We start from the raw sequence: 25,419 nt of genomic DNA, 5'->3' as shown, positions 1-25,419 counted from the left end.
GGAAAAACCCGGCTGCTCGTGTCTTCATGCACGGCGCCGGGCTTCTTTTTACATACGGAATTTGCCGATCTGGTTTTGCAATTCCTCTGCTAGCTGTTCGAGAGAAACGGCTGAAGAGGCGATCTCTTCCATGGAGGCCAGCTGTTCTTCTGCTGCTGCGGATACACTCTGTGTTCCATCGGCCGCTTGCTGTGTCACTTCGGAAATATGGCTAATGATTTCTACTACTTGCTGTGCCCTTGTGGAAAAATCATGAGTCGCATCAGATACCTTGCCGATTTTTTCGGCAACATCATCTACGGCTGCTTGAATTTGTTCGAAGGACTGTCCAGCTTCATTCACTTTTTCTATGCCTTCTGTTACTTCTCGCTTGCTCTTGTCCATGACAAGTACAGCATTGGCTGTCTCTGCTTGAATCGAAGTAATCAGCTGACTAATTTGCTGCGCTGAGCTTGCGGATTGCTCTGCCAGCTTTCGCACTTCATCAGCCACCACCGCAAAGCCGCGACCATATTCCCCTGCTCGGGCCGCTTCGATAGCTGCGTTTAGTGCAAGTAAATTGGTTTGGTTGGCGATCGCCGTAATCACATCGACAATGTTTCCGATCTCTTGAGAGCGGGCATCCAGATTGTCCACTACTTCTGCCAAACTAAGAATCGACTCGCTGGATGCGTTCATTTGCTGGACGGCGGATCGGATGGAATTGTTTCCTGTCGATGCCAAGCCCGACGATTGCTGTGCTGCGGTGAATACATTTTGCGTATACTCCGCGATCTGATCGATTCTTGCTGACATTTGTTCGACCGCTGCGGCACCCTCCTGCGCGTGGGAGACCTGCTGCTCTGTTCCCTCCGCCATTTCTTGTATGGTCTCTGCGATCTGTTCTGTCGCTTTACTCGTCTGATCCGCACTGGCTGAGAGCTGTTCTGCCGATGAAGCCAGCTGCTGGACGGAATCATTGACAGAATAGAGCAAGGAACGAAGAGATTCCGCCATATGGTTGAAGGCTTTGCCCAACGTACCCAACTCATCGTCACTTCGCACATCTACTCGCTGTGTCACGTCACCTTGGCTCATTTTTTCGGCTGCTTCTGTCAACAGTCGCAAAGGTCGGAGTAAGGAGCGCAAAATCAGGTAAATGACTCCGCCAGCTACCACCAGCGCACCAATCATGATGACAAGCATCGTATAAAAAATCGGACTCGCTGCTTCCGCTGCCTCACTCTCATACATCACACCTACCAGCTTCCAGCCCGTATTTTCATTTGTAGTAAACACTGCTTGGACGGGATTTCCTCCGTGATTAAACTGTAAACGTCCTGATTCTTCTGCATATACGACATCTGCCCATGGCTCTTTAACTTCAACGCCCGATTCTCCATTCGGATTAACCAGCATTTTGCGATTTTTATCGATAATGACCATATATCCTTGGGTACCGATCTTCGCTTGCTTGACCGTTGCGTCCAACGTTGTCAGTTGAATATCAATCCCAAAAACTCCGGACATATCAGGCAATGCCATTGCCATCCCAACCACAATTTTGCCGGTAATGGCATCAATGTACGGGTCCACAATGATATTCTTCCCAGGCTGCTTCATGGCTGCTATGTACCAATCCCTTTTTCGTGGGTCATATCCGTCCGGAAGCTTGGAATCACTCGCGGTCAGCATTGCGCCATCCTCCGCACCGATATACGCTTCACTGATTTCCGGGTTCATAGTGAGAAAGCGCTGTAATTGCTTTTTTGTTTCCAGCCTGGTCTCTTCCGTGATATCTTTGCGTACAATATCAGCAGCGATCCATTCCACATTCCTTGATTGCTCCAGCAATGTGTGATTCAAAAGCTCGTCTACCAAGCGAACATTTTCAGAAGCAGTAATTAGCAGCTCATCTGACAGCTCGGACTTGGCACTCTGATACGAGAGCAACCCAAGCAAAAGCATCGGGATCACTAATATCGTGGAAAATGTAGCGATTAGCTTGGACTTCACAGTGAGTCTGGGTGTTTTCATTCGCAAGCATCCCCTTTCTGCGTGTCGTAGTTGTCCTATATTAATACCCGCTATATGCTTGAGAGTAAACCTTTATTTGTTATCGAAACTGCACAAACGTTTATTATTTATTATTTTTTATTATATTCAGAATATACTTTTTTCAGAAAATAGGTAAAAAATTGCTTTACAACCAGAAAAAAATGCCATATTCTAAGAGTACGTTCCACACACTACTACGAAACGAAAGGAGGCAGCACCATGATGATGATTGCAATGAACCCGAATCTTGTACTTAATGATCGTCTTATGGTTGTACCAACTGAATATAGCAGCGCCTCCTGGGTCGACGAATTGTAGTAGCATTCGTATCTTCAACATTTCCATTTCGTCTAATACCGACCACAGGCGTTGTTGCTTGTGGTCTTTCTATGCCCTTTAAAACGGCATGTCCGTTTTTTTGCCAGAAGACCGCAGGCTTTCGCCCGTGGTCTTTTTCTTTCTCAACAATTAACATTTTCCACCTTGAAAGGGGGTGATTGGTAATGGTACTGAACTTCTTGCTTTTCACAGTCAAGATTGAACGCAATAAGGAACAAGCGGAGAAACTTTTCGCGGAATCTGCTCGCTGTCGCTATCTCGAAGAACGAGCTGAAGCACACGCTTTTCAAGCAGCACAATTTGTGAGTCGCATTTAATGACGAGAAACTACTACTTGGCTACAGGAGGAATTTACTATGAAAAACAAACAACGGCGTCAGATGATGAGGTTTACAGGAGTCAAATCGATAGATGGCAGCTGACTGCACCAAACTAACGGGATGGGAGGGATACACTCATGTACATTCCAATGATTTTCTTCACAATCATTATTGAGAAACGGAAATTGACACCGAAGCAAATCGAAGCGAAATACATGCAACAGCAAGCGCTGAAACGCATGGAAGAGCAAAAGCATCAAATCGTGACACAATTTCCAGAGTTTTTGATTCGATAAAAAGAAACAGGTGAACAAGAAAGATCATGTCTGCGGGGGCATGATCTTTTTACTTTTCACTGCTCTTCCCCCCTCTCGAAGCTTTATAATGAATGCAAAAGAGAAAAGTGGGGAGTGAAATCATGGAGTATCAAATCGTCTTTTTAGACATTGATGGAACACTCGTCAACGAAGAGAAAATCATACCATCGGATACACTCGAAGCCATTCAAGAGCTGCAAAGAAACAAGATCGAGGTCGTCTTAGCAACAGGCAGAGCCAATTATTATTTTGACGAGCTTGCCCAGCAGTGCGGCATCGACTCGTATGTCAGTTGCAATGGCGCATATGTCGTCTATCAAGGAAAAACCATTTATGACCGCCCTATCCCGACAAAAACACTCGAACAATTGCAGCAAATTGCGGCCCAGCACGACCATCCGATCGTGTTTCAAGGCAGTACGGCAGGCTTTTCTACCCATAAGCAGCATCCTTTTTTGGATTGGACCTTTCAGCAATTGAAGCTTGATTCCCCCGATCACAATGCGGATTTCGCCCAGTCTGAAAAGATTTATCAAGCGCTGTTGTTTACACCAGATGCACACGAACAACAATACAAAGAAGAGATTCCCGCTCTCTCGTTTATACGCTGGCATGAGTATTGTATGGATGTTTTTGCGAAAGGCGGTTCAAAAGCGCTCGGTATTGAAGCTCTCCTCTCCCATATCGGGCTTGCGCCAAGCAAGGCAGTTGCATTTGGAGACGGTCTGAATGACAAAGAAATGCTCTCTTACGTCGGGATGGGGATCGCAATGGGCAATGCACATGAAGCGTTGTTGCCGCATGCCAATTACGTCACGCGACATGTCGATGATGGCGGGATATCTCACGGCTTGCGTCACATCGGTCTGATGAAATAATAAAAGCTGCCGAGAAATGCTCGACAGCTTTGCCTAATCGTTATTTTTGTCCCAACAGCTCGCGAATTTTTTGGTGCGCCATCGGGATGGTGTATGCATCTAATTCCTCCCAAGCTGCGTATCTTGCATGAGCAGGGAGCTCGTCTCCTTCGATCCAGTCACAGGACCATATTTGCATGTTCCACTGTAAATGTGAGAAAACATGCTGAACAGTCCCTAGCGGCTGCACGACTTCTACATCGATTCCGAATCGTTCGCGCAAACCGATGGCAAGTGCCTCCTGCTTGGCGGTATTTCTTTCCTGTTCAGTCTCAACGGTAGGGAATTCCCACATGCCGGCGAGAAGTCCTTGATCTGGCCGCTTGTTGATCAACACTTTGCCATCGCGAATGATAATGCCTACTTGCAAATCAACAGGACGTGGCGGTTTGGCTTTTCCCTTGACTGGCAGCTCTTCGGCCACTCCCTCCTGACGCGCCATACAGTAATCAAACACCGGACAGGTCAAGCATTGCGGAGTGCGTGGGACACAGACCATCGCTCCCAGCTCCATTAAAGCCTGGTTGAAATCACCCGCTCTTCCTGCAGGAATGACCTGACGTACGAGATGCTCGATTTTGATTCTTGTAGCAGGCTTGGCGATGTCGTCAGTCAAATACAGCAGCCGGGAAAAGACACGCATGACATTTCCATCTACAGCTGGCTCTGTCTTTTCATAAGCAATACTAAGAATGGCACCTGCTGTATATGGACCGACACCTTTTAGTGTAGCGATCTCCTCTGGAGTATCCGGCACAACTCCTCCATAGCGAACCGTTACCTCACGAGCTGCGGCTTGAAGATTGCGGGCACGGGAGTAATAACCGAGTCCTTCCCACGCTTTTAAGACATCTTCCTCGGGCGCTTTCGCTAAATCACCCACTGTCGGAAATTTTTCCATGAAATTCGCATAATAAGGTTTAACGGTCTCTACTCGCGTTTGCTGAAGCATGATCTCCGACACCCATATTCGATACGGGTCTTTGTTGATCCGCCAAGGCAAATCACGCTTTTGAGAGTCGTACCAGGCCAGCAAATCCTGGGCAAAGCCAAACACATGAAATTGTTCAGGCAGTGTATATTTCAAGCTTTCTTTTTTTCTTGCCATTTCTCTTTATTCTTCTCCTTTTCATCCCAGTTCAGCAGGACGAAACGCCCACACATGCAGTTTCGCAGCTCCGCCGGAAATACAGTCGCAAAAGTCTTCGTCTGCCAAGCGGTAAGCCTTGATTTGCTCATATTCCTGAACGGTCTCGACATCAAATGCTTCGACAAACAGACCAGGCTGATCCAAGCCCTCCATTGAGCGGTACTGACGTGCACCCATCGCTTCCATTCGCTCAGCCATCGAGGTGAGCAATCGCAGAGCGTGACTCCGTTTTTCAGAATCCAGCTTGTATTCAATGAAAACCGTTAGCATGCGACATGTTCCTCCTTTTACGATTCAACGTTTTCATCATACCCTTCCCCTGGAGTGCGAACAAGCTCACAAATATTTTCAGAAGGGGCGGGAAATAACCTTAGGCAAACGCTATAATTAATAATAAAAGTGGAAGGGAGGAAGACAACGATTCCATGGATACAGCCACACATTTTGCCATGGGCTTTGGATTGGCCGGGCTCGCCTACCTTGATCCTGTTGTAGCTTCTACTCCGTCACTTGCAGTGGCCGTCATGATTGGTACGGTCATTGGCTCGCAGGCGCCTGATTTGGATGGTTTTGTCCGCCTTCGTGGTACCGCTGCCTATATACGCAACCACCGAGGCGTTTCTCACTCGGTTCCCGCTTTGTTTTTATGGACTGGAGCCATTTTCGTTCTCATCCAGGCCATGATGCCACAGCCCCATTGGCTGCATTTGCTCGGCTGGATATTCCTGGCCGTTTGCTTACACGTATTCGTTGACTTGTTCAATTCCTATGGCACTAAGGGCCTTTACCCGTTTCGTGATAAATGGGTGGCACTCAACGCCATTTTCATTTTTGATCCATTTATTTTCGTCGCTCATCTTCTTGGTTTTATGCTATGGGCGGCAGGCGCGCATCCTGGACACGTCTTTCTGTGGATATACGTGATCATCGCCGGATACTACTACTGGCGTTGTCAGGCGCAAAAACGAACGACCGAGCTGGTTCGCAAGCGGATCGGCAAGGCTGGGACTTACACCATCATCCCTACTCTTTCGTGGACGTATTGGACCTTCGTCGCCAAGACAGAGCAGCATTGGTATGTAGGTGAAGTCATTTCGGGGGACGTCGTCATCCTGGACACCTTCTCCATCAAACCGGAAAATGAACGGATTGCAGCAGCCAAAAAAAGTTACAAAGTCCAATCCTTCCTCGCCTTTACCCATCATGTGCATGTGGAAACAAAGGAACGCTCCTTTGGCTATGAGGTTAAATGGATTGATCTGCGCTACCGCTCCCGTTTTCAAGGGAAAAGTCACTATATGTTCGTCGCCGTGGTCTACCTCGACTTTGATCTGACTATCCGCGATTCCTTTGTCGGCTGGATTCATCGAGGAGAAGAACAGCTCACCAAAAAATTGGATTCCAATCGCTCATAATCAATCAGACTGCCGCCCCTGTCAGTAGAGGGCGGTTATTTTTGTTGCTATCTGACCCGTTCATTTTTGCGAAAATTGCACCTTTTCACCTAGTCAAATACCAACTACGATCAGAATAACAAAGATCGTTTTGTTCAACCGCAAACAGTCAGACTGGGGGACTCGACATGATACCAATTCGTTATTCCAAGCGTACGATTACCGATCAGGCGCAAATTGACCAATTTTTGCAAGTGGCAAAGGTCGGCCATCTCGGCTTGTCCAATGAAATCGAGCCGTACATCCTGCCTTTGAATTTTTCTTGGTGGAATGGCTGTATTTATTTTCACGGCGCCGATTCTGGCAGAAAAATCGAGATGATCAATGGCAATAATCGCGTATGTTTCAGTGTGTGCGAGGAGTACGGCACAATCGCCTCTCCAGTGCCTGCCCATATCGATACAGCGTACATGAGCGTGTTTTTATCCGGGACCATTGAGCGAGTGGCTGACCCTGAGGAGATGCGCGATGCGATGCAATCCATGATCGACAAATACGTGCCCGGCTACTATTCTGAGCCGCTGCCTTTGCAGCATGTCATCAAGTATCGTTCTTCGATGGGCAGTACAACCGCCATTTTCAGGATTACGCCTACTGTGCTGACCGCCAAAGGCAATCCACTTTCCGAAGAGAAGCAGTTCTATCCCGGCAGAAAAGTCGAGATGGATGTATAGAAGCCAAAAGCAGAAAAAAGACACGCTCCGTTTGTCAAAGGGCGTGTCTTTTTGTTGGGCGAGCCTATTCCTTACAGAGAGTACGGAGCGCTCATTCCTGCCGAAATCGCGAGTCGGTTCCAGCTGTTGATGGTATTGATCGCCATAATCAATGCGACATACTGGTTCTCGTCAAAATGCTCGCGTACCTGCTGGTAGAGCTCTTCGGAAACACCGTTAGCCGTAATGACAGTGACAGCCTCAGTGAGGGCAAGGACAGCCCGCTCTGCGTCTGTGTAAACCGCGGATTCTCTCCAAACGCTGAGCAAATAAATACGTTGCTCTGTCTCGCCAAGCTTGCGAGCATCCTGTGTATGCATATCCAAGCAAAACGCGCAGCCGTTGATTTGCGAAGCACGAATTTTGATCAGCTCAATCAGTTTTTTGTCCAAGCCACTTTCATTCACGAATTTTTCCAGCTTGAGCATGGTTTGATACGCTTCGGGATTTACTTGATGATGATTCAATCTAGCTTTCATGATTCATCTTTCCTCTCCACTCGAATTTGGCTTTCAACCTCAAAGACGAGTGAAGTTTTGTTCTTGTGACAAAGAATCCATCTTATTTTTGCAGATGCGCTAACTTTTCTGGATTGACCATCATGTACATTTGCTTGATGCGGTCTTCTTCCTCATTCATCGTGATCTGGATGATCATTTTCAGCTCGCCTTCGGAAAAGACGGCAATTCCATCCTGACCATTTATCGAGCGAATCTGTATCGTAGCACGCGAAGCCCACCTCGGCCATACTCCCATCCAGAATGCAGCAATACGTTCGTTCGTGAAAATCGGACGAATCGCAGCTCTGACTTTTCCACCCCCATCACTAACAAGTACGGAATCGTTAGTTAACAACCCTATCAAAGCCCTTGCATCTGACTGAGAGATCGCATGTATCAGTTGCTCTACCAAGCGTGTGGAACGATTCGACTGAGGAGCTTCCCCCTGATACCCTGCTTCTTTCAGCTTTTGTCCGGCGCGGCTAAGCAGCTTGCGACAACCCGCTTCCGTCTTTTCCAGCATCGCAGCAATCTCACTGTATTCGTAGTCGAGAGCCGTACGCAGTACATAGACAGCCCTCTCCGGCGGAGACAAATTCTCGAGCAAAACAAGCAAGCCATACGAGACCGATTCTTCGGCAATCACAGTGTGCAACGGATCATTCGTTGCCGAAGCGTCTACGATCGGCTCCGGCAACCATTCGCCTACATACTGCTCCCGCTTCCAACGGGCTGATTTTAATAAATCCAAACAGCGATTGGTCACAGCTTTGCACAGATAGCTTTTTACATGGTGAATGTCTTGGAAGTCGGTACCTGCCAACGCAAGAAACGTATCCTGAACAATGTCTTCCGCTTCCGTTACCGAGCCAGTCATCCGGTACGCAAGGGAAAACAGTAATGATTTATACTCCCGATAAACATCCTCCATGTGCACTGTCATTATTTCATCTCACCAAACTGCCAAATGGTGTGACTGAGACTGCCATAGCGGATGCTCATATGCAGGCGCTTCGCTGTACGTTCATCGTCGGCAGCTCCCATGACGTACACAAGCGGAACAAAATGCTCGGTTCCATACGCAGGAACAGCTTTTTCTGCATGTGGAGCAAGCTCGCGATAGTTGGCGAGATCCTCGACATTCCAGTCAGTCAATGTTGATTGCAGCCAGTCTTCGAATTGTACGGCCCACTCAAAAGCAGCACTGTCGGACTCTCTCAGGTTCATATAGGAAAAATTATGGACGGTTCCGCCACTGCCGAGGATCAGAACGTCCTTTTCACGGAGCGGACTGAGTGCTTTGCCGATCTGATATTGCTCAGTCACTGTCAGGTTCGGATTGACCGATAAGGCAACAACAGGAATATCTGCAGCCGGATACATATGGCGCAGGATGACCCAATGTCCATGATCAAGTCCGCGTGTCGTGTTGAGAGCAACTGGCACACCCGCTTCCTGAAGAAGTCGGACTGTTTCCTCCGCAATTTCTCGCTCTCCTTTTGCTGGATACTCAATCTCGTACAGCTCCTGGGGGAATCCGCCAAAATCGTGAATCGTCGGGAAGGTATCCATCGTTCCCACCATTTGCTCAAAAGCTTCCCAGTGGGCCGAAAACATGACAATCGCTCGCGGCTTTCGCGGGAGCAGCTTAGGCAATTGGTTCAGTGCTTCTGTATAATCATTGTTTTCTATGGCAAGCAACGGGGCACCATGTGCGATGAAAAAAGACGGCATCATTTGCAGCACACTCTCCTCTATACTTTTTAAACTCAGTTACTTTTAGTAAGTATCATATCTCATATTCATCCCGGTTACAAGTGTATACTGAATCGATGCCGCTTCTTTCTTCTGAACAAAAAAGGCTTGCCGCTCCATAAGAACGACAAGCCTTTGAAAGGAAAAGTGCAATTACTTCGCTGCTGCGAAACGCTTGCTAACTTCATCCCAGTTTACAACGTTCCAGAACGCACCGATGTAGTCAGGGCGTTTGTTTTGGTAGTTCAGGTAGTAAGCATGCTCCCAAACGTCCAGACCGAGGATAGGTGTTTTACCTTCCATGATCGGGCTGTCTTGGTTAGGAGTAGAGCTGATCGCTACTTTACCGCCTTCTGCAGTCAGCCAAGCCCAGCCGGAGCCAAAGCGAGTAGTAGCTGCTTTTGCGAATTCTGCTTTGAAGTTGTCAAAGCTTCCGAAAGCCGCGTTGATTGCGTCAGCCAGTTCGCCAGTTGGTGCGCCGCCGCCATTCGGGCTCATGATTTCCCAGAACAGTGTGTGGTTAGCATGTCCTCCACCGTTGTTGCGAACAGCAGTGCGGATGGACTCAGGCAGAGCATCCAGATTGCTGATGAGCTCTTCAATGCTTTTACCTTGTAGGTCAGCGTGTGCTTCCAGAGCTGCGTTCAGGTTATTAACATACGTAGCATGGTGGCGTCCGTGATGGATCTCCATGGTTTGTGCGTCGATATGTGGTTCCAGAGCGTTGTGTGCATAAGGCAATGCAGGAAGTTGATGTGCCATTTTAACATTCCTCCTCAAATTATGTAGGTCAAGCTTACGCCTTCATTATACTTCAAGGCAGCCACTTTTGCAACAAATCGGTATGCAAAGTATATTAATCTATGTATTATTTCAAAGATTTCCATCTTGCAAACAAAACGGAGAGTGCTAGACTTGGATTATTACAAACGAAGAAAATCAGGTGATTACTAGTGGAAATGGACTTATCAACGATCGTACTTCTCGCCGTCTTTGGATTTGTTGCAGCATTCATCGACAGTACCGTCGGTGGAGGCGGACTCATCTCCCTCCCCGCCCTGCTCGGTCTAGGGATGCCTCCGTACCTTGCTCTTGGCACCAATAAATTGGCTGGTACCATTTCATCTGCCACCAGCTCCTACACCTTTATCAAGAGCGGTAAATTTGACAAGAAGCTCATGCTGATTTTATTTCCCGTCTCATTGATCGGCGCCTATTTCGGAGCGAAAACGGTTTTGTTCGTTCCCCAGGAGTTCTTGAAGATTCTGGTCGTTATTATGATGGCACTCATTTTTGTTTACACCCTTTTTAACAAACGATTCGGTCAAGATTCCAACTACAAGGGTCTGACCAAATTCACCCTCGGCATCGGGATTCCATTTACCTTTTTGATCGGATTTTACGATGGATTTTTCGGGCCTGGGACCGGTTCGTTCTTTGTTTTTCTGATGGTGCTTTTGTTTGGCTATGATTTTGTGATTGCGGCGGGAAATGGCCGAATATTGAATCTGGCCAGTAACATCTCTGCGCTTTTTGTTTTCACAATGGAGGGCAAGGTCGTCTTTATGACTGGTCTCATCATGGGGATCGCGATGCTGTTGGGCGCAAATCTCGGTGCCAAAATGGCCATTAAAACCGGGGTGCGCTATGTCCGCCCGTTGTTCTTGGTCGTATCTATCACCTTAATTGTGAAGATGGTTTATGAATTGATTTTTACAGGTTGATTACGTTGCTGTTGTGGTGGGGAGGAAACAGGAGAAAACGCTCAGCTTCTTGGGCCACCCCCTGGGGGATTGACTGCCCGACTCCATGAAAAAAAGCGAAACCCGCGTCCAAAGTCGTCCATTCAGTAGGTGTCTCAGAGGTGGACGCTAAAGGCTTGTTTCTCTTTTTTTCATTGCGTCTCGGTCGGCGTCCCAAAGATCTTCGCTTTTTTCTCCTGTTTCCTCTACAAGCCTTTAATCCTCACGGTGTTTTCAAAGCCTTAAAAGATTGAAGAACGTAATCAGTTACGCTAGAGAAGAATATTTCCAGACGTAGCGACTTGTGGAGTCCTACCCAGCGGAGAAGGGATTAGCGGGCAACAGAAACGCAACCGTGCCCATGCTACGTAGCGGCTACCACTTTTGCGTTTCCCCGCTAATCCCTTCGGAGCGGGCAGTCCAATCTCCCAGAGGGACGGAGCACTGAGCCTAGTCTGGAAATATTCTTCTCTCCACTACAGCCATAAGTACATAAAGAGTCAGCCTGCAAACATCTACAGGCTGACTTTTTATGTTTGGCTCTTAGTTAGCTCCGGCGGTTACAGCTTTGGCCTGATGATCACGCACCGCCTGATTGCTCGCCGCCATAAACGCCTGCGCGACCGCCATCAGTACATCACGATGCTCGGCAACACCTTTGAAATGACTGCCGTTGGCGCTAACCGTCACGATCGCTTCTCCTGTCGCATGCTCTCCTGACGACAACGAATACAGCTCCATGTCCGTAAACTCCACGTCGAACGGCAATGCCTGCTTGATGCCAGCCACCAATGCCTCCACAGGTCCTTCTCCGGTGCCAGAGTATGCTTGTTCTTCACCCGTCACATTGTTCGTAATCGTGCAGGAAGCCATGCGATGTCCGGAAGTACCCGTGAGTACCTGAGCATTTACGAGGGTGAACGGCTCCAGTACCGCATTCACGGTATGTCCCACCAGCTCAAGCAGCTGATGATCCTGTACGACCTTTTGCTTGTCAGCCAGCTCTTTAAATTCGACGTACAATGTCTCCATCTGCTCATCGGTCAGCTGTACCCCGAACTCATTTACCCGGTGCTTGATAGCATGGCGTCCGGAGTGTTTTCCGAGAATGATCATGTTGCGCGGCACGCCCAGACTCTCTGGGTCCATGATTTCGTACGTACTGCGCTCTTTCAACAAGCCATCCTGATGGATACCCGCTTCATGCTGAAAGGCATTGCGACCAACGATCGGTTTGTTGAATGCAATCGGGAAGCTCATGGCACGGCTCACCTTTTGCGAAGTGGTGTAAATGTGCTCCGGTCTGATTCCTGTCTCGGCATCCAGCGCTTCTTTGCGCGTCTCAATTGCCATCACCAGCTCTTCCAAGGAGCAATTGCCTGCACGCTCACCGACACCGTTGACTGTGACCTCCACTTGCGTAACCCCAGCACGAATCGCTGCAAGACTGTTTGCAACTGCCAGCCCCAGGTCATTATGGCAATGTGCACTAAACTCTACCTTGTCACTGCCACGAACGTTTTTCATGACGCGAGTGAACATGGCCCCGTACTCTTCCGGTAGCGCATATCCGACCGTATCCGGGATGTTGATAATTGTCGCCCCTTCTTCAATTGCCGCCTCGATCATCTCAAAAAGGAACTCATCGCCTGTACGCGTCGCATCCATCGGAGAAAATTCAATCCGGTCTACAAACTGTTTGCCGTACGCAATCATCTCGCGGGCGATTTTAATCACCTGCTCTCTCGACTTGCGCAGCTGGAAGTCCAGATGAATGTTGGAGGATGACAGGAACATATGCAGTCTGCGACGCTCTGCTGCTTGTGTAGCTCGAACGGCAGCGTCGATGTCTTCCTTCACTGCACGAGCAAAGCCACAGATCTCCACACCGTGCACCTCTTGTGAAATGCGCTGCACTGCCATGAAGTCTCCAGGGCTGGAGATTGGGAAGCCTGGCTCAATGACATCCACGCCGAGGTCTGCCAATTGCTTCGCGATGACGATTTTTTGCTCGGGAGAAAGAGATGCTCCTGGTGCTTGTTCTCCGTCACGCAGTGTCGTATCAAAAATATGGATTCTTTTTGTCATGGGTATTGCCTCCTCAATTTTTAATTGTTTTCTCCAATAAAAAAAGCCCACCGTCTCCTTTACAAGAGACGACAGGCCTTTGGCTGCCGCGGTACCACTCTCGTTGACTCCTCTTTTGAAAAAGGGAACCCACCTCGCTGTCCCGATGACGTGGGACGATCCGTCAAGGTCTACTGTGTCGTTTTTCAACCTTGCCGCTCCCGGGTGAGATTCAAGCATTTCTTGACTGCGTCGCACCTACCCGCAGCTCTCTGGACAAGAAATTCGCTTTACTAGCTCCCGTTCTTCGCGTTTGTTGTATGTAGTTTGTAGTTTCTCGTGTTCAAAACAAAAAGGCCTGCCGTCTCTATCGAAGAGACGACAGACCATGTCTATCGCGGTACCACTCTCGTTGACCCCAGCTGTTCACCGGAAGTCCACCTCACGTACTGATCCCAGTCGATCAGCACAACCCGATCACGGAGGTTAACCGTCAGAACTTACTGCTTGATGCAGCGCTACATCTTGTTCAGTCCTGCCGCTCCCGGGCGAGCTTCACTGGCTTCTCTGACTGCGTTGCACCATCCCGCAGCTCTCTAAACAGATCAGACCACTTACTGTTCCCGTTCTTCGCGTTATTTTTGTTATTGTTTGAAATTTTATTCGGTTTATATCCGGTTGTCAATATTTAATTCAACCCTCTCACCGAGCTGCGGCCGAACTGCTTGTAATAAAGGCAGGCGAGACACAGAATTACGATCACTAAAGCAGAGTAAATATTGCTATAGACGGACGCGCCTGGATAACTATTGAGCAGATTCCAGCTCATAGCAGCTCCTTCATCAATCGTTTTGCCGTACAAGGTAGCAGCTAGTGCTCCTGCAATAAAGTTCAGCATCGCCAGCATTCCCATACCAACACCGATCTGTTCTTTTGGCAGCGTCTGCGAGATTGCGTTTGACATCGAAATCATCATAAACGATAGCCCGACATTGCCAAATATCAGAAAGATAGCAATGAGAAATGGAGACACTCCCGCAAAGGACGAGAAAAGGGCGAAGCTGCTCAAAAGAAGCACGGACGCTGTGTAGAATAAATATGAATTCCCTTTCTTGTCTGCTAGAATCCCGGCTTTTTTCCCCAAGATTGCGGTCACAATGGCTCCCGGTACCATGACAAAGCCAATTAGCCCCGGTGCCAGATGATTCACATTGGCCAACAACTGCGGACTAAGGAAAGCGAACGAATAGCCACTCCCGATCATCAAAAAGGCAATGACCAGTCCAAGCGAATAGCGTTTCTCCGGAATAAGCCAGGGCGAATGAACGGTTCGCTCGTCGTACGAATTCTCACCAAGAACAAAAGGAATGAGATGATGCACCCCAGTGCGAGCAGCAAGCTCTGATTCGAAATAGCAAGCAGAAGCAGCGCAATCGTTACTGCAAGCAGCCCACCGCCGATCCAGTCCATTTTGACGGATGCTCTCTCCTCCTCCTCCAAATACTTACGGAAATAAGGCAAGGCGAACAGAGTGAACAGCGGCATACAGAACAGCCATCTCCAGTCGAGCAGACTGACCAACAGGGAGGAAAGCACGGGACCTAATGCACTGCCGATTGCCAGCCCGGTCATCGATATCCCTAGAGCTCGCCCCCTTCTCTCCTGTGGAAAATAACGCACCGGTATGATTGAAGAGGTAGCCGGAATAACAGCAGCTCCTGCAGCCTGCACAATTCTCCCCAAGAGCACCATGGCATAATTGTGAGCAAAAAACCCGATAAGGGAGCCGATTGCAAACAGAATCAGTCCGAACGTAAGCAGATTTTTGAGTTTGTAAGAATCGGCTAGCTTTCCGTACATCACGGTTCCAACGGCATAGATTAACAAAAAAGCGGATGTCACCCAGCTTACTTGGCTAAAGGATAAATCAAAATCTGCCCTGATTTGCGGCAAAACGATATTAAACATCGTAGCACTCATCACCGTAATCATTAGAGTAAACACGAGTATGCGAAGAACTTTGTCAGCAGATTGTTGCTGTGCTTGAGTTTGCATGTATGAAAGACACCTCTCGTTATCACCGATTTCTTCCCGGGAAGGTGATTGTTTGCCTTGCTTGTTGTAGTTTATAATGATTTTAAAATAAACGAAAATATATCTTATTATATACAGTTGATATACCTGAGTATATGGAGTTGAATCGAATGGAATTGTTGCAGCTGCACTATTTCCGAACAGTCGCCAAGTGGCAGCATATGACGAAGGCCGCCCAAGAGCTGCGGATCGCCCAACCGGCTCTCAGTAAGACCATTTCCCGGCTGGAGGACGATGTCGGGGTTCCGTTATTTGATCGCGAGCGGGGACGCATTCGGCTGAATACATTTGGGAAGGCGTATTTGGAGCGTGTAGAAAAAGCACTCAATCTGCTGGACGAAGGTCAAAGGGTCGTGTCCGATCTGGCAGGTCTGGAGCATGGCGGGATACATCTGGCGACATCGACCTTGGATCTTTTATCAGAACCGTTAGGTAAGTTTCTCGCGCTTCATCCCGATGTTCATTTTCAGATCACCCAAGCGACCATAGAAGAAATGGCAACCCTCATGGAGTCTGGTGAAGTGGATATTTGCTTCACACATTTGCCGATCAAGCAGGCGAATTTTTTGATCACACCCGTACTGAAAGAGGACATTCATGTAGCTGTCCCTCGTACGCATCGCTTAGCCACGCAAACGAGTATTCGACTAAGCGAGCTGGCTGATGAGTCATTTATCGGCTACCGAGAGGACTTTCCCATCCAAATGCTGTACGATCAGTTCTTTCAAAAAGCAGGGATTACCCCCAAATTCGCTTGTCGTGTAGATGATCCAGGCTCTATCAAAAAACTGGTCCGTGCTGGTCTAGGCATTGCCCTCTATGGCTGTATCAATAGAGAAGAAGATCCTGATCTTGTCATGCTTCCGATCAAGCACCCGATCTGCCAACGTCATTTTCAAATGATCCGGCATGAAAAAAGATACCTCTCCTTGGCCGCTCGCAAATTTTGTGATTTTATCGTCCAGTATTTTGCTGAGTAAAACAGAAAAAAGCCTGGCATCAACTCGCCAGGCTCTTCCCCTACTATTGCTTTCCTTTTCGTTGTTTCACGCGTAAAATAATGCCGTCAATGAGCAGTCCAATACCCGCTCCGTAAAAAGGTGCCGCAAACCGAGTTCCCTCTGCAAGCGGCAGGTCTTTCAAATACACGATAAATACACCGACAATAAAACCGATCATCGTGTAGCGCAGCCGGGTAGGCCCCATCACGACACTCCCTTTCACGCTACTTTCCGAATTTATTTGGCATTTTCATGTTTTTCATCGTACGGCTCATCTGTTTGAGCTGCTTTTGGTTAAGATTCATTCCCATTGAACGGGCCATGGCTTGCAGCTGCTTGTCGTCCATTTGCATGTTGGACATTTGTTTTTTCAGTAAATAAGTCCCTCCATAAAATCCACCAGCGAGACCGATTAACAATGTAACAATTGGAATTACCCAGTTGTACCAAGCCATCAATACATTACCTTCCTCTATACGTAATTATGAACTCTTTTTTTATTGTACCATAGTTGGGCTATCTGTAAATTGTGATTAGAAAACTTGGAAAATGAGAACACTGCCCTCAACATTATCTTTGTTCCAAGCATATTCTAAGAGCAAGAGGTGAAACAAAATGGCTCCAATTGTCATTCTGGACGCTGGGCACGGTGGCAGCGATCCAGGCGGAGGAAACAACGCGCAGTTTACCGAGAAAAATATGAATCTACAAATATCGTTGTACCAATATAATCGTTTCTTGGCTCTAAATATTCCTGTCGCGATAACTCGAACTACCGATGCGACTCTTACCAGTGATGCCCGGACGGCTCTGGTTCGAAACAGCGGCGCTCGCTACTGCATCTCGAACCATATTAACTCAGGTGGCGGTCGAGGCTCGGAAGTCATCTATTCCATCTATGGCGCCCCAACCTTTCCCAGCTTGATCCAGGATGGCCTGGCAGCGCAAGGAATGCCGAATCGACGAATTTTTACGCGGACACTGCCTGATAATCCGCGTCTCGATTACTACTTCATGCACCGGGAGACTGGTAGCGTAGAGACGGTGATCGTCGAATATGGCTTTGCCGACAATACTTTGGATGCAAATAAACTACAGCAGGATTGGCGGGATCTCGCGGAAGCCGTAGTTCGGGCATTTTGCACGTACGCTAAACTTCCTTACCAACCTCCAACTACGCCTACTCTTCCCCCTACTTCAACTCCAAAGCCTACCGCTGCACCAACGCTTGCTCCCACAACCTCTCCTGGAAACGGCGGAGGAAACACGCCTGATTGGAAACAGGACGCCATCAACTGGTTGTATGATCAAGGTTTATTAACGGACGAAGCATGGCGCAATCAACCTGACAAACCTCTGCCACTCTGGGCACAGGCCGTCATCCTGAAGCGCTTATTCGATAAGCTGAAAATGTAGCGTCTTTTGCTTAATCGTCTGCCTTAAAGCGGGTCAGCGGCGTGTCCGTTAAACCCGAATAGTTTCTTTTTGCTGGCACACTCACCAATTCGTCCTCTGGATAGCGATAGGCGGTTAGCATTCCGCCGAACACACATCCTTGGTCGATGTTGATGGTGCCATTTTTTCGTTTGGGTTCTGGATGCGGCTCATGTCCCCAAACGATAATGGGCGAAGTAACCTTTCGCTCTTTTGCCCACTCTTTTCGAATCGGACGCCCATCCGGTCCCGTCCCTGCGACATCGCCATATCGGCAAAACGTATAGACCGCAGGTGAATCCATCCCTATGTAATCATCTCGAATCCCCGCGTGAACGGCGACCGCTACTATTTTTTCATTCCGTTTGATGATCATGTGTGAAGGAGAAGAAAACAGCAATCTGCGGCTCTGCTCCCGTAGCAAGGATGCCTTTTTCGGCCCATATTCTTGCTGATAAAGCCGGAGCTCCTCTTCTACCTTTTCATCCCCGTGAGCCAATGTCACAGGCCTGCCATCCAACCAGCGGGCTACCTTCCACCCGTGATTGCTATCTACCATCTCTGCCAAGCCTAACGTGACGTGATGGTGAAAAAATTGCAGCATCTTGATTGAGTAAGGTCCACGACTTGTGATATCACCGAGGGAAAGGAGCTTTCGGCCTTGGGGATGGCGATACGTACCGTCTTTACTTTGCTGATACCCCAAGCGTTGGAGTAATTCAATAAACTCGTCGTAGCAGCCGTGAACATCGCCTATAAGATCTACGCCATTGTCAGCCGAAAGCACTTTTGAGCGTGTTTGAGGTTTGTGCCTCATAGCCCGTCCCTCCTTTCGTTAAAGGTATTCAAAAGGTCGTCTTTTGATCACGAAGTTAGCAGGTTCTCGTCACTATCTTGGTGATGAAAAGACGACTTTTTGAACTCTCTGTTTTTCACACGATATTAGTTACTTACTATCTTTACCACATCCGCGAAAAAAACACGCGAAAGAGCCCCTAGTTTACCAAGGAGCTTTTGGCGCGTCTATCTATAAGTGAACCCCTATCATTATCCCAAGCTATGCGTATGCACGTAAATGGCCGCCTGCGTGCGATCCTCAACGTTCAGTTTGGCAAGAATGTTGCTGACATGCGTCTTGACCGTTTTGATACCAATGATCAGCTCATCCGCAATCTCCTGGTTGGACTTGCCCTGACCGATCAGCTTCAAAACCTCCAACTCGCGTGGTGTCAGTTGCTCGTGAGGGTGAGACTCTTGACCGTGACGGAAACGGGCCATGATTTTTCCTGCCACTCTCGATTCCAAGACAGGCTCTCCCGCTGCAGCAGAGCGGATTGCCTTTGCAATCTCGGCCGCACGCGATGTCTTCAACAGGTAGCTGAATGCCCCCGCTTCAATAACTGGATATACCTTTTCGTCATCAATAAAGCTGGTCAGGACAATAACCTTACTGGATGGACAAGTGTCACGAATGCGGCGAGTCGCTTCTACACCACCGATGCCCTCCATAACTAAATCCATCAGAACGACATCCGGGCGCAGCTCCTGCGTCATGCGAACCCCTTCTTCTCCACTGCCTGCTTCTGCTACGACTTCAATATCATCCTCAGTCGACAAATAAGCAGCCAGCCCCATTCGAACCATTTCGTGATCATCAACCAGTAGTACCCGAATCACTCAGCCCTCACCCTTCCCGTTCCGTCTGTGACATCAGAGGAATACGCACCTCGATTTGCGTCCCCTTCCCGATCGCCGAATAAATCTCCATGGAGCCTCCGACCTCTGTCACGCGCTCTTTCATACTGCGCAAGCCGTAGGACGTTAACTTTTCCCCATCCGGATCAAAACCAACGCCGTCATCCGATACCCGCAGGCGAACCTGCTCCTGGAGCGTAAACAGCTTCACTGTAATCAGCGTAGCTCTTGCATGACGCAATGTATTAGACAAGGACTCCTGTAAAATGCGGAACAAATGATCCTCGATTCCACTCGGCAATCCTTCGACGTCTTCGATCTCCCAAGTCAGCTGCATGCTATTTTTACGCGTCAGCTCATCTAAAAGTTCCAGAATTGCTTCCTTCAACGATTTGTTTTGTAACGTAGCTGGACGAAGGTGCAATAACAATGCCCTCATCTCGGCTTGTGCAGCTGCTGCCATTTCTTCGACCAATTCAATCTGTTGTGCTGCACGTTGCGGATTTTTTTCGACGAGCCGCTTCATCGCCGCGGTCGTCATCGCAATCGCAAATAATTGCTGACTGACGGCATCATGCAGTTCTCTTGCCAGTCTCTGTCGCTCTTCTGTTACAGCCGCATGCTTTAATTGTTCGGCCAAAGCCGCATTGTGGTTCGATAGCCGTTGCAAAGATACTACTTGCTCTTCCCATTGCGAAGCCAAGCGATTAATCTGCCAGCCTAATTCGCCGATCTCATCGACACCCAAATCGGCAACCCGATACGAAAGCATCCCGCGTCCTAGCTTCATCGCCGCTTCCCAAAGCACGTTGAGACGCTTTTTCAACAAGTTGCCGAGTATATAGGAAATGATTAATGCAACTAAGACACCGGCCGGCAAAGAAACTACAAAAGCGGCCAGCTGAATCAAGCCCTCTGGCTCGTTAGGCAGATTAATGCCCATATATTCTTCCAGCCACCAAACGAATTGGCGGTCGCTAATCATCTTGTTGTACCACCGATGAATACCGGGGTGATCTCTCCATAAAAAGTATAGCCAAAAGAAACAAATAAACGCGACAGTTACTGCACTGACGGCCAATAACACGCCATAGCGCACATAATGCCACTGAATACTTGCCAATCGCTGTCGACGCATTCGCCAGTACCTCCTAGATGTACTTGACTTTTATATCGCCGACAAGCAGCGAGATATGCAAGTTTACTTTTTGCAATGCTTTATCATAGTGATCAGAACGAATCTTTACGCTACGATTAATCCCCCCCTGTCGGTGGCTTAGCACCTCCAGGTCACCAATGCTCAGCCCTGCCGTAACCGATACGGGAAGGTCTACAGGCACGTATATTGTCACATCGCCTACCCAGCCCTCTACGACAAGAATTGCCTCGTCCCGCATCAGCATTGCCCGGGAAAGATCGATGACAACATCCCCGATTCCATGCCAAACATGCAAGTGATTCAGTTCAAAACGGCCCGAGGTCAAATGATAGTCTCCAATGAGTGAGCTGCGGGAATCTTTTGGCAACATGTCGTCATGTGAAGAAGACATTCCTTCGTGATGAGGAGCTTTCCCACCAAAATGCTTCCATTTGTTCCAGCTGTCCGTCCAGTGACGGGACCTAACTGAAACCTTCCCATCACTCGTAAACTTCGGATCACTCGTCACAATCGGCTCAGCAACCGATGGCGTCACCATATCCGATGGCGTTACCATATCGTCAAATGGCGGTGGATTCACACGGTGATTTCGTGTGCTGTTCTTCCCACGAATCAACTGAAAGCCGAAATAAATAAACACGATTGGCACTGCTATCTGGAACAAATCATCAACCCCGATGCCAAACCACATGTCCATTGCAATGATGGTTCCCAGGGAAAATAGAATCCCTCCGCCAATGCGTTTTTTCTGTCCCCACAAACGGAGACCGAAATAAATAAGCACCATCGGCCACAAATCAAACAGACCGAACGATATCATACCCACACTGTCTAACAAAAGACCAATACCCGTGAAAATAATCAGGATACCAGCCAACATTTTGTGCAAACGGGACAGTTTCACAAAAGTCTCCTCTCTCACGCCCCATGCCGATCGTTTTCATTTTGACCATTGCGACATGTATAGATGAATGCAGGCGGAATGTTCAGCAGGGTAAAGTCGGTCTCCACCCAGGGAAAACGATCCTGCAACTCAGCTTGGAGTTGTAGCGAATATTGGAATGTAATAAAAAGGCCGCCTGGCTTCAGTACAGACTGAACTTCTTCCAGAATAGCTGCCCGTAGCTCTGGTGGGAAATTGGCGAATGGCAGACCTGAAATAATGACATCTGCATTCCCAAGGTTCAACTCCTCCAAGTAAGTCCTAAGTTGAGTCGCTTCCTCTCTGATAAGCAGATCGGGAAAACGTGATTGAAGCATAGAGCGAAAATGGGAATCTCGTTCCACAAGCACGTAATGTGTATTGGGACGCAAGCTCTGATAAATCGTTTGGGTAAATGCCCCTGTACCAGGTCCCAGCTCCAGGATCACATCGGTTGAAGCCCAATCGACGCTTTTCAACATACGCTCACATAAAAAACGCGAGCTAGGGATGATACTACCGACGCGTCCAGGCTCAGCGATAAACCTTCGCAAAAAGACCAAGAAGTCCAACAGAATCGTACCTCCTAGGGGAAAAGCAGCCTGATGGTAACAGGCTGCCGAATTGACACAATCTATTCTACACCCAGTCCCCCAGTTCCTGTCGAATTAGGATTGTACTGGTTTCGCCACTGGTGTTTTTACCTCTTGAATGGATGCTTTAATGCTAGCAAGCTCTGCATCGAGATCGTCCTTTTCCAGATCAGACAAAGCACTCTCCCAAGCGCGGTTTGTTTGGCTCCATTGTCCGCTCATTTGCGCTTCAGCTTCCATGCGCAGTACTTTTTCTTCCATGCGAGCGAAGCCACGGCCTGCAGACTGATTACCGATACCGACAACTGCATGATTGACTTGCTTTTGTGTACGAGCCACTTGTGCACGTGCCATCAGTGTGAACTTTTTCGCACGCATTTTATAGAACTCTTCCTTCAGTTCAGCCAGCTTTTCACGCATTTGCGTAGCTGCCTCTGATGCAGACAGGTAGAGAGCTTCATATTCCGCTGCACGACCCTCGTACTGCTTCTTGTCAGCGAGTGCTCGACGAGCCAGCTCGTCTTCACCTTCAGTTAATGCCAGCTTAACTTGACGATCGCGTTTTTCAATCAATGCGTTCGCCTCATCCAATTGCTGACGGAATTTCTTTTCCAGTGCTACCTGGCGGGCAACGGCTACTTCTACTTGTCCGATTTCTACTTCCATGTCACGCATATATTGATTCAGCATTACTACTGGGTCTTCCATCGAATCCAATGCATCATTCACCGAAGCTACTGTCAGATCACGCAAACGTTTAAAGATACTCATTATTATTTCCTCCTCATCATATCACATCATATTGTTCATCCAAAAGACTCTTGCGACACAGCGTTATTGTGGGCGTCTTCTTACGTTTTTCTCCCAAGCGTCCAGCGTATCTTCCTTTAATACTTTTTGGGCCCATTCACGCTCCCAAACAGGTGGCGCTTGTTTGGGTTGATGGCTGGGACGCAGTAAGCGATATCCCAGATAAATCACCCCAATGGCCAGAAGCGCGTGAAACAGCAGGTCAAGCTTGCCAATCAACATCAGGAGCCCGAATAGGAAGACCAGGACTCCCCAAAAGCGTGAACCGGTTTGTCCCAGTATCTTTTTGGCACCGTATATCATGATCACACCGGGAATGATGAACCCGATCAAGTCTCCGATATCGATACCCACCAGATCCAGGAGAACCAACCCACCGACTAGCAGCAGAACCAGCCCGAGTAGAACTTTGCCAGACCGTTCGCTCATTACTCGCTTACCTCCATTCGTTTTTGCATGTGGTGCTTGTGGAACGTTATGCCCTTATTGTAGCCCTCGGCATAGGCTTCCCATAACGGGCGTGCGGTTGGTTTTTCCCTCCGTCCTTGGACGGAGACAATTTCCTGCCCTAATCGGACGAGCTGTCCCGCAAGGCTGCACAAGCTAGCGTCGAAAGGGGACTTGCACTGTCGAACGAAAACGTTACAGCATTTGACGGTATTTTTGTGACGAATATGTGAACTGACAGATGAAAAAGAAGGAAAAAAGGGACTGACGTAGAATCTTCGTAAGAGTGCGTGTAAAAAAACATCGAAAAATAGCCGAATTCCGCTTGGCGGAAACGGGGGAACCACGTTTTTGGGGTGAATGGTTGCTACTTACAGCAGCCTAGGGCGTCCTTTCGACCGAACCCTTCAGCTAACCTCGTAGGCTCACGAAGGGAGCAGTTTCTTTTGCGCAAGGTGGTTTTATCTTTATTTATGGCTGGATTGCTTGCTATGGGGGCAGGCGCTGCACATGCTGCTGAGGAGAAATCTCTTAATGAAGTAGTCAGCGGCTTGTACGGTACCCCTTACAAATCTTCCGGCACGTCCAAAAAGGGCTTTGACTGCTCCGGTTTCACGCGCTACGTATTTGATGCGTTAGGTGTAGACCTACCTCACAATTCTGCTTCCCAGTACGAATTAGGTACAGAGGTAGCCAAGAAAGATTTGCAGCCAGGCGATCTCGTGTTCTTCAATACGAACGGTCGCAGCATTTCACACGTGGGTATCTACATTGGAGACGGCACATTCGTGCACTCGGAATCTGGTCGTGGAGTCGTCAACACCAAGTTGAACGATCCATACTACTGGAGCAAGCGTTATGTAGGCGCCAAGCGTCTCAGCGTACCTGTTCTAGCAAAAGCAGAGACTCCGAAAAAAGAAAAAGCGGTGCAAGCTGCATCGTTGCCGGAAAAACCAGCTAAAAAATAGTCGTTCGGCAAAATAATAAAAGCCAGGGACATAGCGTCTCTGGCTTTTTCTGACGAAGTTTAGTACCTGGTCTAAAGAGGTACCCTCACTTATTAGTGAAACCTAATAACTTACGGGGTTTCTTCCCCTGATTCGGTCAAACCATGTTATGATAGACAAGAACATTCTTTGAATGGTGTTTCCTTATTAATAGAAGTAACTGGGGGTTGTTCCGGTGAAAGATCACATTTTAATTGTCGATGACAATCTGGAGATTATTGAACTGCTAGAAGACATTTTGGAGAATGAAGGCTTTACCGTCTCTTCAGCGGAGAGCGGCGAAGATGCACTTGCACTGCTCAGTCAAGGAGAGCGACCCAACCTGATCCTTTTGGATATAATGATGCCCAACATGAGTGGCTACGAGCTCTGTTCGCAGATTCGCCGTGAGTGGGATTTGCCTATACTGTTTCTCAGTGCAAAAGGAAAAGCTGTAGATAAGGTAGTTGGCTTCGAAATTGGCGCAGACGATTACATCACGAAGCCTTTTGATACGGAAGAGCTGCTCGCTCGTATTCGCGCCCACCTTCGTCGCTACGAGCGCATTCGCAAGCATACCGAAGAGCAGCCAGAAAAGGAAACGGCCACTTCTCCAATTACCGTTTTGAAATTCAAGGACTTGGAAATTCATAAAGAAACGTATTCCGTTTATGTATGCAATCAAAAGATCGAGCTCTCTACCAAAGAATTTCAACTACTCACGTTCCTCGCAGAAAATGCGGGTATCGTCTTTACGCGAGAGCAAATTTATGACCGTGTCTGGGGATATGGCTATGGCTCACTCAATACAGTGACCGTCCATATCAAAAACCTCCGTGAAAAGCTGGAAACAGAGCGGCAATTCATTAAAACACAATGGGGGACAGGCTACGTATTTATCGGGGAGAAGCTTTAAATGAGCTTACGCAACAAAATCTTCCTCTCCTTCATTGCCTTGATCACACTC

27 protein-coding genes, 1 pseudogene, 1 riboswitch and 2 other annotated features are annotated in these 25,419 nt (G+C 48.2%); of the genes and pseudogenes, 10 read left to right on the top strand and 18 right to left on the bottom strand.

Translation table 11 applies throughout. From position 1 onward, the window contains the following. Positions 1-48: 48 nt before the first annotated feature. Positions 49-2,016 (bottom strand): methyl-accepting chemotaxis protein, encoded by a 1,968-nt coding sequence (locus AB1L17_RS25855; RefSeq protein ID WP_412844503.1) that lies wholly within the window; start codon positions 2,014-2,016, stop codon positions 49-51. Between the two features lie 524 nt (positions 2,017-2,540). On the opposite strand from AB1L17_RS25855, the gene AB1L17_RS25850 reads away from it, so the two are divergent. The 3 genes from AB1L17_RS25850 to AB1L17_RS25840 all read left to right on the top strand — a co-directional run bounded on the left by AB1L17_RS25850 (position 2,541) and on the right by AB1L17_RS25840 (position 3,891). After that, positions 2,541-2,693, top strand: a complete 153-nt coding sequence (locus tag AB1L17_RS25850; protein WP_412844502.1) for a hypothetical protein — start codon at positions 2,541-2,543, stop codon at positions 2,691-2,693. Positions 2,694-2,833: 140 nt separating this feature from the next. Next, positions 2,834-2,992 (top strand): YrzI family protein, encoded by a 159-nt coding sequence (locus tag AB1L17_RS25845; RefSeq protein ID WP_106654267.1) that lies wholly within the window; start codon positions 2,834-2,836, stop codon positions 2,990-2,992. A gap of 122 nt (positions 2,993-3,114) precedes the next feature. After that, a complete protein-coding gene (locus AB1L17_RS25840) occupies positions 3,115-3,891 on the top strand; it encodes a Cof-type HAD-IIB family hydrolase (protein WP_412844501.1) in 777 nt (258 codons plus the stop codon). 40 nt (positions 3,892-3,931) lie between these two features. Here the strand turns inward: AB1L17_RS25840 and mutY are convergent, their stop codons facing one another. Together mutY and AB1L17_RS25830 are read right to left on the bottom strand one after the other, a co-directional pair. After that, the gene (gene mutY / locus AB1L17_RS25835; RefSeq protein WP_412844500.1) at positions 3,932-5,038 is read right to left on the bottom strand and encodes an A/G-specific adenine glycosylase; all 1,107 of its coding nucleotides are present in this window, start codon (positions 5,036-5,038) and stop codon (positions 3,932-3,934) included. A gap of 21 nt (positions 5,039-5,059) precedes the next feature. Continuing rightward, complete coding sequence (locus AB1L17_RS25830) at positions 5,060-5,350, bottom strand: hypothetical protein (RefSeq protein ID WP_412844499.1); 291 nt, start codon at positions 5,348-5,350, stop codon at positions 5,060-5,062. 155 nt (positions 5,351-5,505) lie between these two features. Here AB1L17_RS25830 and AB1L17_RS25825 point away from each other — a divergent pair, with 155 nt between their 5' ends. Together AB1L17_RS25825 and AB1L17_RS25820 are read left to right on the top strand one after the other, a co-directional pair. Then, positions 5,506-6,495: a metal-dependent hydrolase gene (locus tag AB1L17_RS25825; protein WP_412844498.1), complete on the top strand. Its 990-nt coding sequence runs from the start codon at positions 5,506-5,508 to the stop codon at positions 6,493-6,495. Positions 6,496-6,662: 167 nt separating this feature from the next. Next, the gene (locus AB1L17_RS25820) at positions 6,663-7,208 is read left to right on the top strand and encodes a pyridoxamine 5'-phosphate oxidase family protein (RefSeq protein WP_412844497.1); all 546 of its coding nucleotides are present in this window, start codon (positions 6,663-6,665) and stop codon (positions 7,206-7,208) included. 71 nt (positions 7,209-7,279) lie between these two features. Here the strand turns inward: AB1L17_RS25820 and AB1L17_RS25815 are convergent, their stop codons facing one another. The 4 genes from AB1L17_RS25815 to AB1L17_RS25800 form a co-directional block, all read right to left on the bottom strand. Beyond that, the gene (locus AB1L17_RS25815) at positions 7,280-7,726 is read right to left on the bottom strand and encodes a carboxymuconolactone decarboxylase family protein (RefSeq protein WP_412844496.1); all 447 of its coding nucleotides are present in this window, start codon (positions 7,724-7,726) and stop codon (positions 7,280-7,282) included. An 82-nt stretch (positions 7,727-7,808) separates the two neighbouring features. Further along, on the bottom strand, positions 7,809-8,690 hold the full coding sequence (locus tag AB1L17_RS25810; RefSeq protein ID WP_412844495.1) for an RNA polymerase sigma-70 factor: 882 nt from the start codon (positions 8,688-8,690) through the stop codon (positions 7,809-7,811). Continuing rightward, the gene (locus AB1L17_RS25805; RefSeq protein ID WP_412844494.1) at positions 8,690-9,484 is read right to left on the bottom strand and encodes a dioxygenase family protein; all 795 of its coding nucleotides are present in this window, start codon (positions 9,482-9,484) and stop codon (positions 8,690-8,692) included. The genes AB1L17_RS25810 and AB1L17_RS25805 overlap by 1 nt, the downstream gene beginning before the upstream one ends. Before the next feature lie 171 nt (positions 9,485-9,655). Beyond that, on the bottom strand, positions 9,656-10,264 hold the full coding sequence (locus AB1L17_RS25800; RefSeq protein ID WP_012684750.1) for a superoxide dismutase: 609 nt from the start codon (positions 10,262-10,264) through the stop codon (positions 9,656-9,658). 191 nt (positions 10,265-10,455) lie between these two features. Here AB1L17_RS25800 and AB1L17_RS25795 point away from each other — a divergent pair, with 191 nt between their 5' ends. Beyond that, positions 10,456-11,226, top strand: a complete 771-nt coding sequence (locus tag AB1L17_RS25795) for a sulfite exporter TauE/SafE family protein (RefSeq protein WP_412844493.1) — start codon at positions 10,456-10,458, stop codon at positions 11,224-11,226. A 561-nt stretch (positions 11,227-11,787) separates the two neighbouring features. Here AB1L17_RS25795 and AB1L17_RS25790 read toward each other — a convergent pair. Then, positions 11,788-13,332 (bottom strand): 2-isopropylmalate synthase, encoded by a 1,545-nt coding sequence (locus AB1L17_RS25790; protein ID WP_412844492.1) that lies wholly within the window; start codon positions 13,330-13,332, stop codon positions 11,788-11,790. A 61-nt stretch (positions 13,333-13,393) separates the two neighbouring features. Next, positions 13,394-13,628: a binding site (T-box leader), on the bottom strand. A 54-nt stretch (positions 13,629-13,682) separates the two neighbouring features. Continuing rightward, positions 13,683-13,951 (bottom strand) — a binding site (T-box leader). Between the two features lie 48 nt (positions 13,952-13,999). Then, positions 14,000-15,366: pseudogene (locus AB1L17_RS25785) on the bottom strand (MFS transporter). A 149-nt stretch (positions 15,367-15,515) separates the two neighbouring features. On the opposite strand from AB1L17_RS25785, the gene AB1L17_RS25780 reads away from it, so the two are divergent. Beyond that, on the top strand, positions 15,516-16,385 hold the full coding sequence (locus AB1L17_RS25780; RefSeq protein WP_412844491.1) for a LysR family transcriptional regulator: 870 nt from the start codon (positions 15,516-15,518) through the stop codon (positions 16,383-16,385). 43 nt (positions 16,386-16,428) lie between these two features. Here AB1L17_RS25780 and AB1L17_RS25775 read toward each other — a convergent pair whose 3' ends face one another. Beyond that, positions 16,429-16,611, bottom strand: a complete 183-nt coding sequence (locus AB1L17_RS25775) for a hypothetical protein (RefSeq protein ID WP_412844490.1) — start codon at positions 16,609-16,611, stop codon at positions 16,429-16,431. Positions 16,612-16,630: 19 nt separating this feature from the next. After that, on the bottom strand, positions 16,631-16,861 hold the full coding sequence (locus tag AB1L17_RS25770; RefSeq protein WP_012684742.1) for a YneF family protein: 231 nt from the start codon (positions 16,859-16,861) through the stop codon (positions 16,631-16,633). Between the two features lie 160 nt (positions 16,862-17,021). On the opposite strand from AB1L17_RS25770, the gene AB1L17_RS25765 reads away from it, so the two are divergent. Further along, positions 17,022-17,822, top strand: a complete 801-nt coding sequence (locus tag AB1L17_RS25765; protein WP_412844489.1) for an N-acetylmuramoyl-L-alanine amidase family protein — start codon at positions 17,022-17,024, stop codon at positions 17,820-17,822. Positions 17,823-17,832: 10 nt separating this feature from the next. Here the strand turns inward: AB1L17_RS25765 and prpE are convergent, their stop codons facing one another. The 7 genes from prpE to AB1L17_RS25730 all read right to left on the bottom strand — a co-directional run bounded on the left by prpE (position 17,833) and on the right by AB1L17_RS25730 (position 23,448). Next, entirely contained in the window at positions 17,833-18,657 is an 825-nt protein-coding gene (gene prpE / locus AB1L17_RS25760; RefSeq protein WP_412844488.1) for a bis(5'-nucleosyl)-tetraphosphatase PrpE, read from the bottom strand. Positions 18,658-18,887: 230 nt separating this feature from the next. Further along, complete coding sequence (locus AB1L17_RS25755; protein WP_412844487.1) at positions 18,888-19,517, bottom strand: response regulator; 630 nt, start codon at positions 19,515-19,517, stop codon at positions 18,888-18,890. A 7-nt stretch (positions 19,518-19,524) separates the two neighbouring features. Further along, entirely contained in the window at positions 19,525-20,673 is a 1,149-nt protein-coding gene (locus AB1L17_RS25750; protein ID WP_412844486.1) for a sensor histidine kinase, read from the bottom strand. 13 nt (positions 20,674-20,686) lie between these two features. Next, positions 20,687-21,598 carry a cell wall-active antibiotics response protein LiaF gene (liaF, locus tag AB1L17_RS25745; RefSeq protein ID WP_412844485.1) on the bottom strand — a complete coding sequence of 304 codons (912 nt, stop codon included), beginning with the start codon at positions 21,596-21,598 and terminating at the stop codon, positions 20,687-20,689. Between the two features lie 14 nt (positions 21,599-21,612). After that, positions 21,613-22,191 (bottom strand): class I SAM-dependent methyltransferase, encoded by a 579-nt coding sequence (locus AB1L17_RS25740; protein ID WP_412844549.1) that lies wholly within the window; start codon positions 22,189-22,191, stop codon positions 21,613-21,615. A 93-nt stretch (positions 22,192-22,284) separates the two neighbouring features. Beyond that, positions 22,285-22,980, bottom strand: coding sequence for a PspA/IM30 family protein (locus AB1L17_RS25735; RefSeq protein ID WP_412844484.1), 696 nt, complete (start codon positions 22,978-22,980; stop codon positions 22,285-22,287). A gap of 63 nt (positions 22,981-23,043) precedes the next feature. Next, positions 23,044-23,448, bottom strand: a complete 405-nt coding sequence (locus AB1L17_RS25730) for a LiaF transmembrane domain-containing protein (protein ID WP_412844483.1) — start codon at positions 23,446-23,448, stop codon at positions 23,044-23,046. A 320-nt stretch (positions 23,449-23,768) separates the two neighbouring features. After that, a riboswitch (cyclic di-AMP (ydaO/yuaA leader) is annotated at positions 23,769-23,908 on the top strand. 4 nt (positions 23,909-23,912) lie between these two features. On the opposite strand from AB1L17_RS25730, the gene AB1L17_RS25725 reads away from it, so the two are divergent. Continuing rightward, positions 23,913-24,434, top strand: a complete 522-nt coding sequence (locus AB1L17_RS25725; RefSeq protein ID WP_412844482.1) for a C40 family peptidase — start codon at positions 23,913-23,915, stop codon at positions 24,432-24,434. 214 nt (positions 24,435-24,648) lie between these two features. Beyond that, positions 24,649-25,368, top strand: coding sequence for a response regulator transcription factor (locus AB1L17_RS25720; protein WP_412844481.1), 720 nt, complete (start codon positions 24,649-24,651; stop codon positions 25,366-25,368). Positions 25,369-25,419 lie beyond the last annotated feature (51 nt).

The organism is Brevibacillus jepli (genome assembly GCF_047229145.1).
GTDB lineage: Bacteria > Bacillota > Bacilli > Brevibacillales > Brevibacillaceae > Brevibacillus.
Note: the sequence above shows the minus strand (reverse complement) of the source record. Positions and strands in the feature narration are given on the sequence as shown.

Excerpts from the sequence above, each read along its gene's own strand:
- mutY (WP_412844500.1), bottom strand. The coding sequence starts at position 5,038 with ATGGCAAGAAAAAAAGAAAGCTTGAAATATACACTGCCTGAACAATTT.
- AB1L17_RS25775 (WP_412844490.1), bottom strand. The coding sequence starts at position 16,611 with ATGGGGCCTACCCGGCTGCGCTACACGATGATCGGTTTTATTGTCGGT.
- AB1L17_RS25855 (WP_412844503.1), bottom strand. The coding sequence starts at position 2,016 with ATGAAAACACCCAGACTCACTGTGAAGTCCAAGCTAATCGCTACATTT.
- AB1L17_RS25800 (WP_012684750.1), bottom strand. The coding sequence starts at position 10,264 with ATGGCACATCAACTTCCTGCATTGCCTTATGCACACAACGCTCTGGAA.
- AB1L17_RS25825 (WP_412844498.1), top strand. The coding sequence starts at position 5,506 with ATGGATACAGCCACACATTTTGCCATGGGCTTTGGATTGGCCGGGCTC.
- AB1L17_RS25840 (WP_412844501.1), top strand. The coding sequence starts at position 3,115 with ATGGAGTATCAAATCGTCTTTTTAGACATTGATGGAACACTCGTCAAC.
- prpE (WP_412844488.1), bottom strand. The coding sequence starts at position 18,657 with ATGAGGCACAAACCTCAAACACGCTCAAAAGTGCTTTCGGCTGACAAT.
- AB1L17_RS25850 (WP_412844502.1), top strand. The coding sequence starts at position 2,541 with ATGGTACTGAACTTCTTGCTTTTCACAGTCAAGATTGAACGCAATAAG.
- AB1L17_RS25790 (WP_412844492.1), bottom strand. The coding sequence starts at position 13,332 with ATGACAAAAAGAATCCATATTTTTGATACGACACTGCGTGACGGAGAA.
- AB1L17_RS25815 (WP_412844496.1), bottom strand. The coding sequence starts at position 7,726 with ATGAAAGCTAGATTGAATCATCATCAAGTAAATCCCGAAGCGTATCAA.
- AB1L17_RS25780 (WP_412844491.1), top strand. The coding sequence starts at position 15,516 with ATGGAATTGTTGCAGCTGCACTATTTCCGAACAGTCGCCAAGTGGCAG.
- AB1L17_RS25750 (WP_412844486.1), bottom strand. The coding sequence starts at position 20,673 with ATGCGTCGACAGCGATTGGCAAGTATTCAGTGGCATTATGTGCGCTAT.
- AB1L17_RS25810 (WP_412844495.1), bottom strand. The coding sequence starts at position 8,690 with ATGACAGTGCACATGGAGGATGTTTATCGGGAGTATAAATCATTACTG.
- AB1L17_RS25730 (WP_412844483.1), bottom strand. The coding sequence starts at position 23,448 with ATGAGCGAACGGTCTGGCAAAGTTCTACTCGGGCTGGTTCTGCTGCTA.
- AB1L17_RS25820 (WP_412844497.1), top strand. The coding sequence starts at position 6,663 with ATGATACCAATTCGTTATTCCAAGCGTACGATTACCGATCAGGCGCAA.
- AB1L17_RS25845 (WP_106654267.1), top strand. The coding sequence starts at position 2,834 with ATGTACATTCCAATGATTTTCTTCACAATCATTATTGAGAAACGGAAA.
- AB1L17_RS25765 (WP_412844489.1), top strand. The coding sequence starts at position 17,022 with ATGGCTCCAATTGTCATTCTGGACGCTGGGCACGGTGGCAGCGATCCA.
- AB1L17_RS25770 (WP_012684742.1), bottom strand. The coding sequence starts at position 16,861 with ATGGCTTGGTACAACTGGGTAATTCCAATTGTTACATTGTTAATCGGT.
- AB1L17_RS25735 (WP_412844484.1), bottom strand. The coding sequence starts at position 22,980 with ATGAGTATCTTTAAACGTTTGCGTGATCTGACAGTAGCTTCGGTGAAT.
- AB1L17_RS25830 (WP_412844499.1), bottom strand. The coding sequence starts at position 5,350 with ATGCTAACGGTTTTCATTGAATACAAGCTGGATTCTGAAAAACGGAGT.
- AB1L17_RS25805 (WP_412844494.1), bottom strand. The coding sequence starts at position 9,484 with ATGATGCCGTCTTTTTTCATCGCACATGGTGCCCCGTTGCTTGCCATA.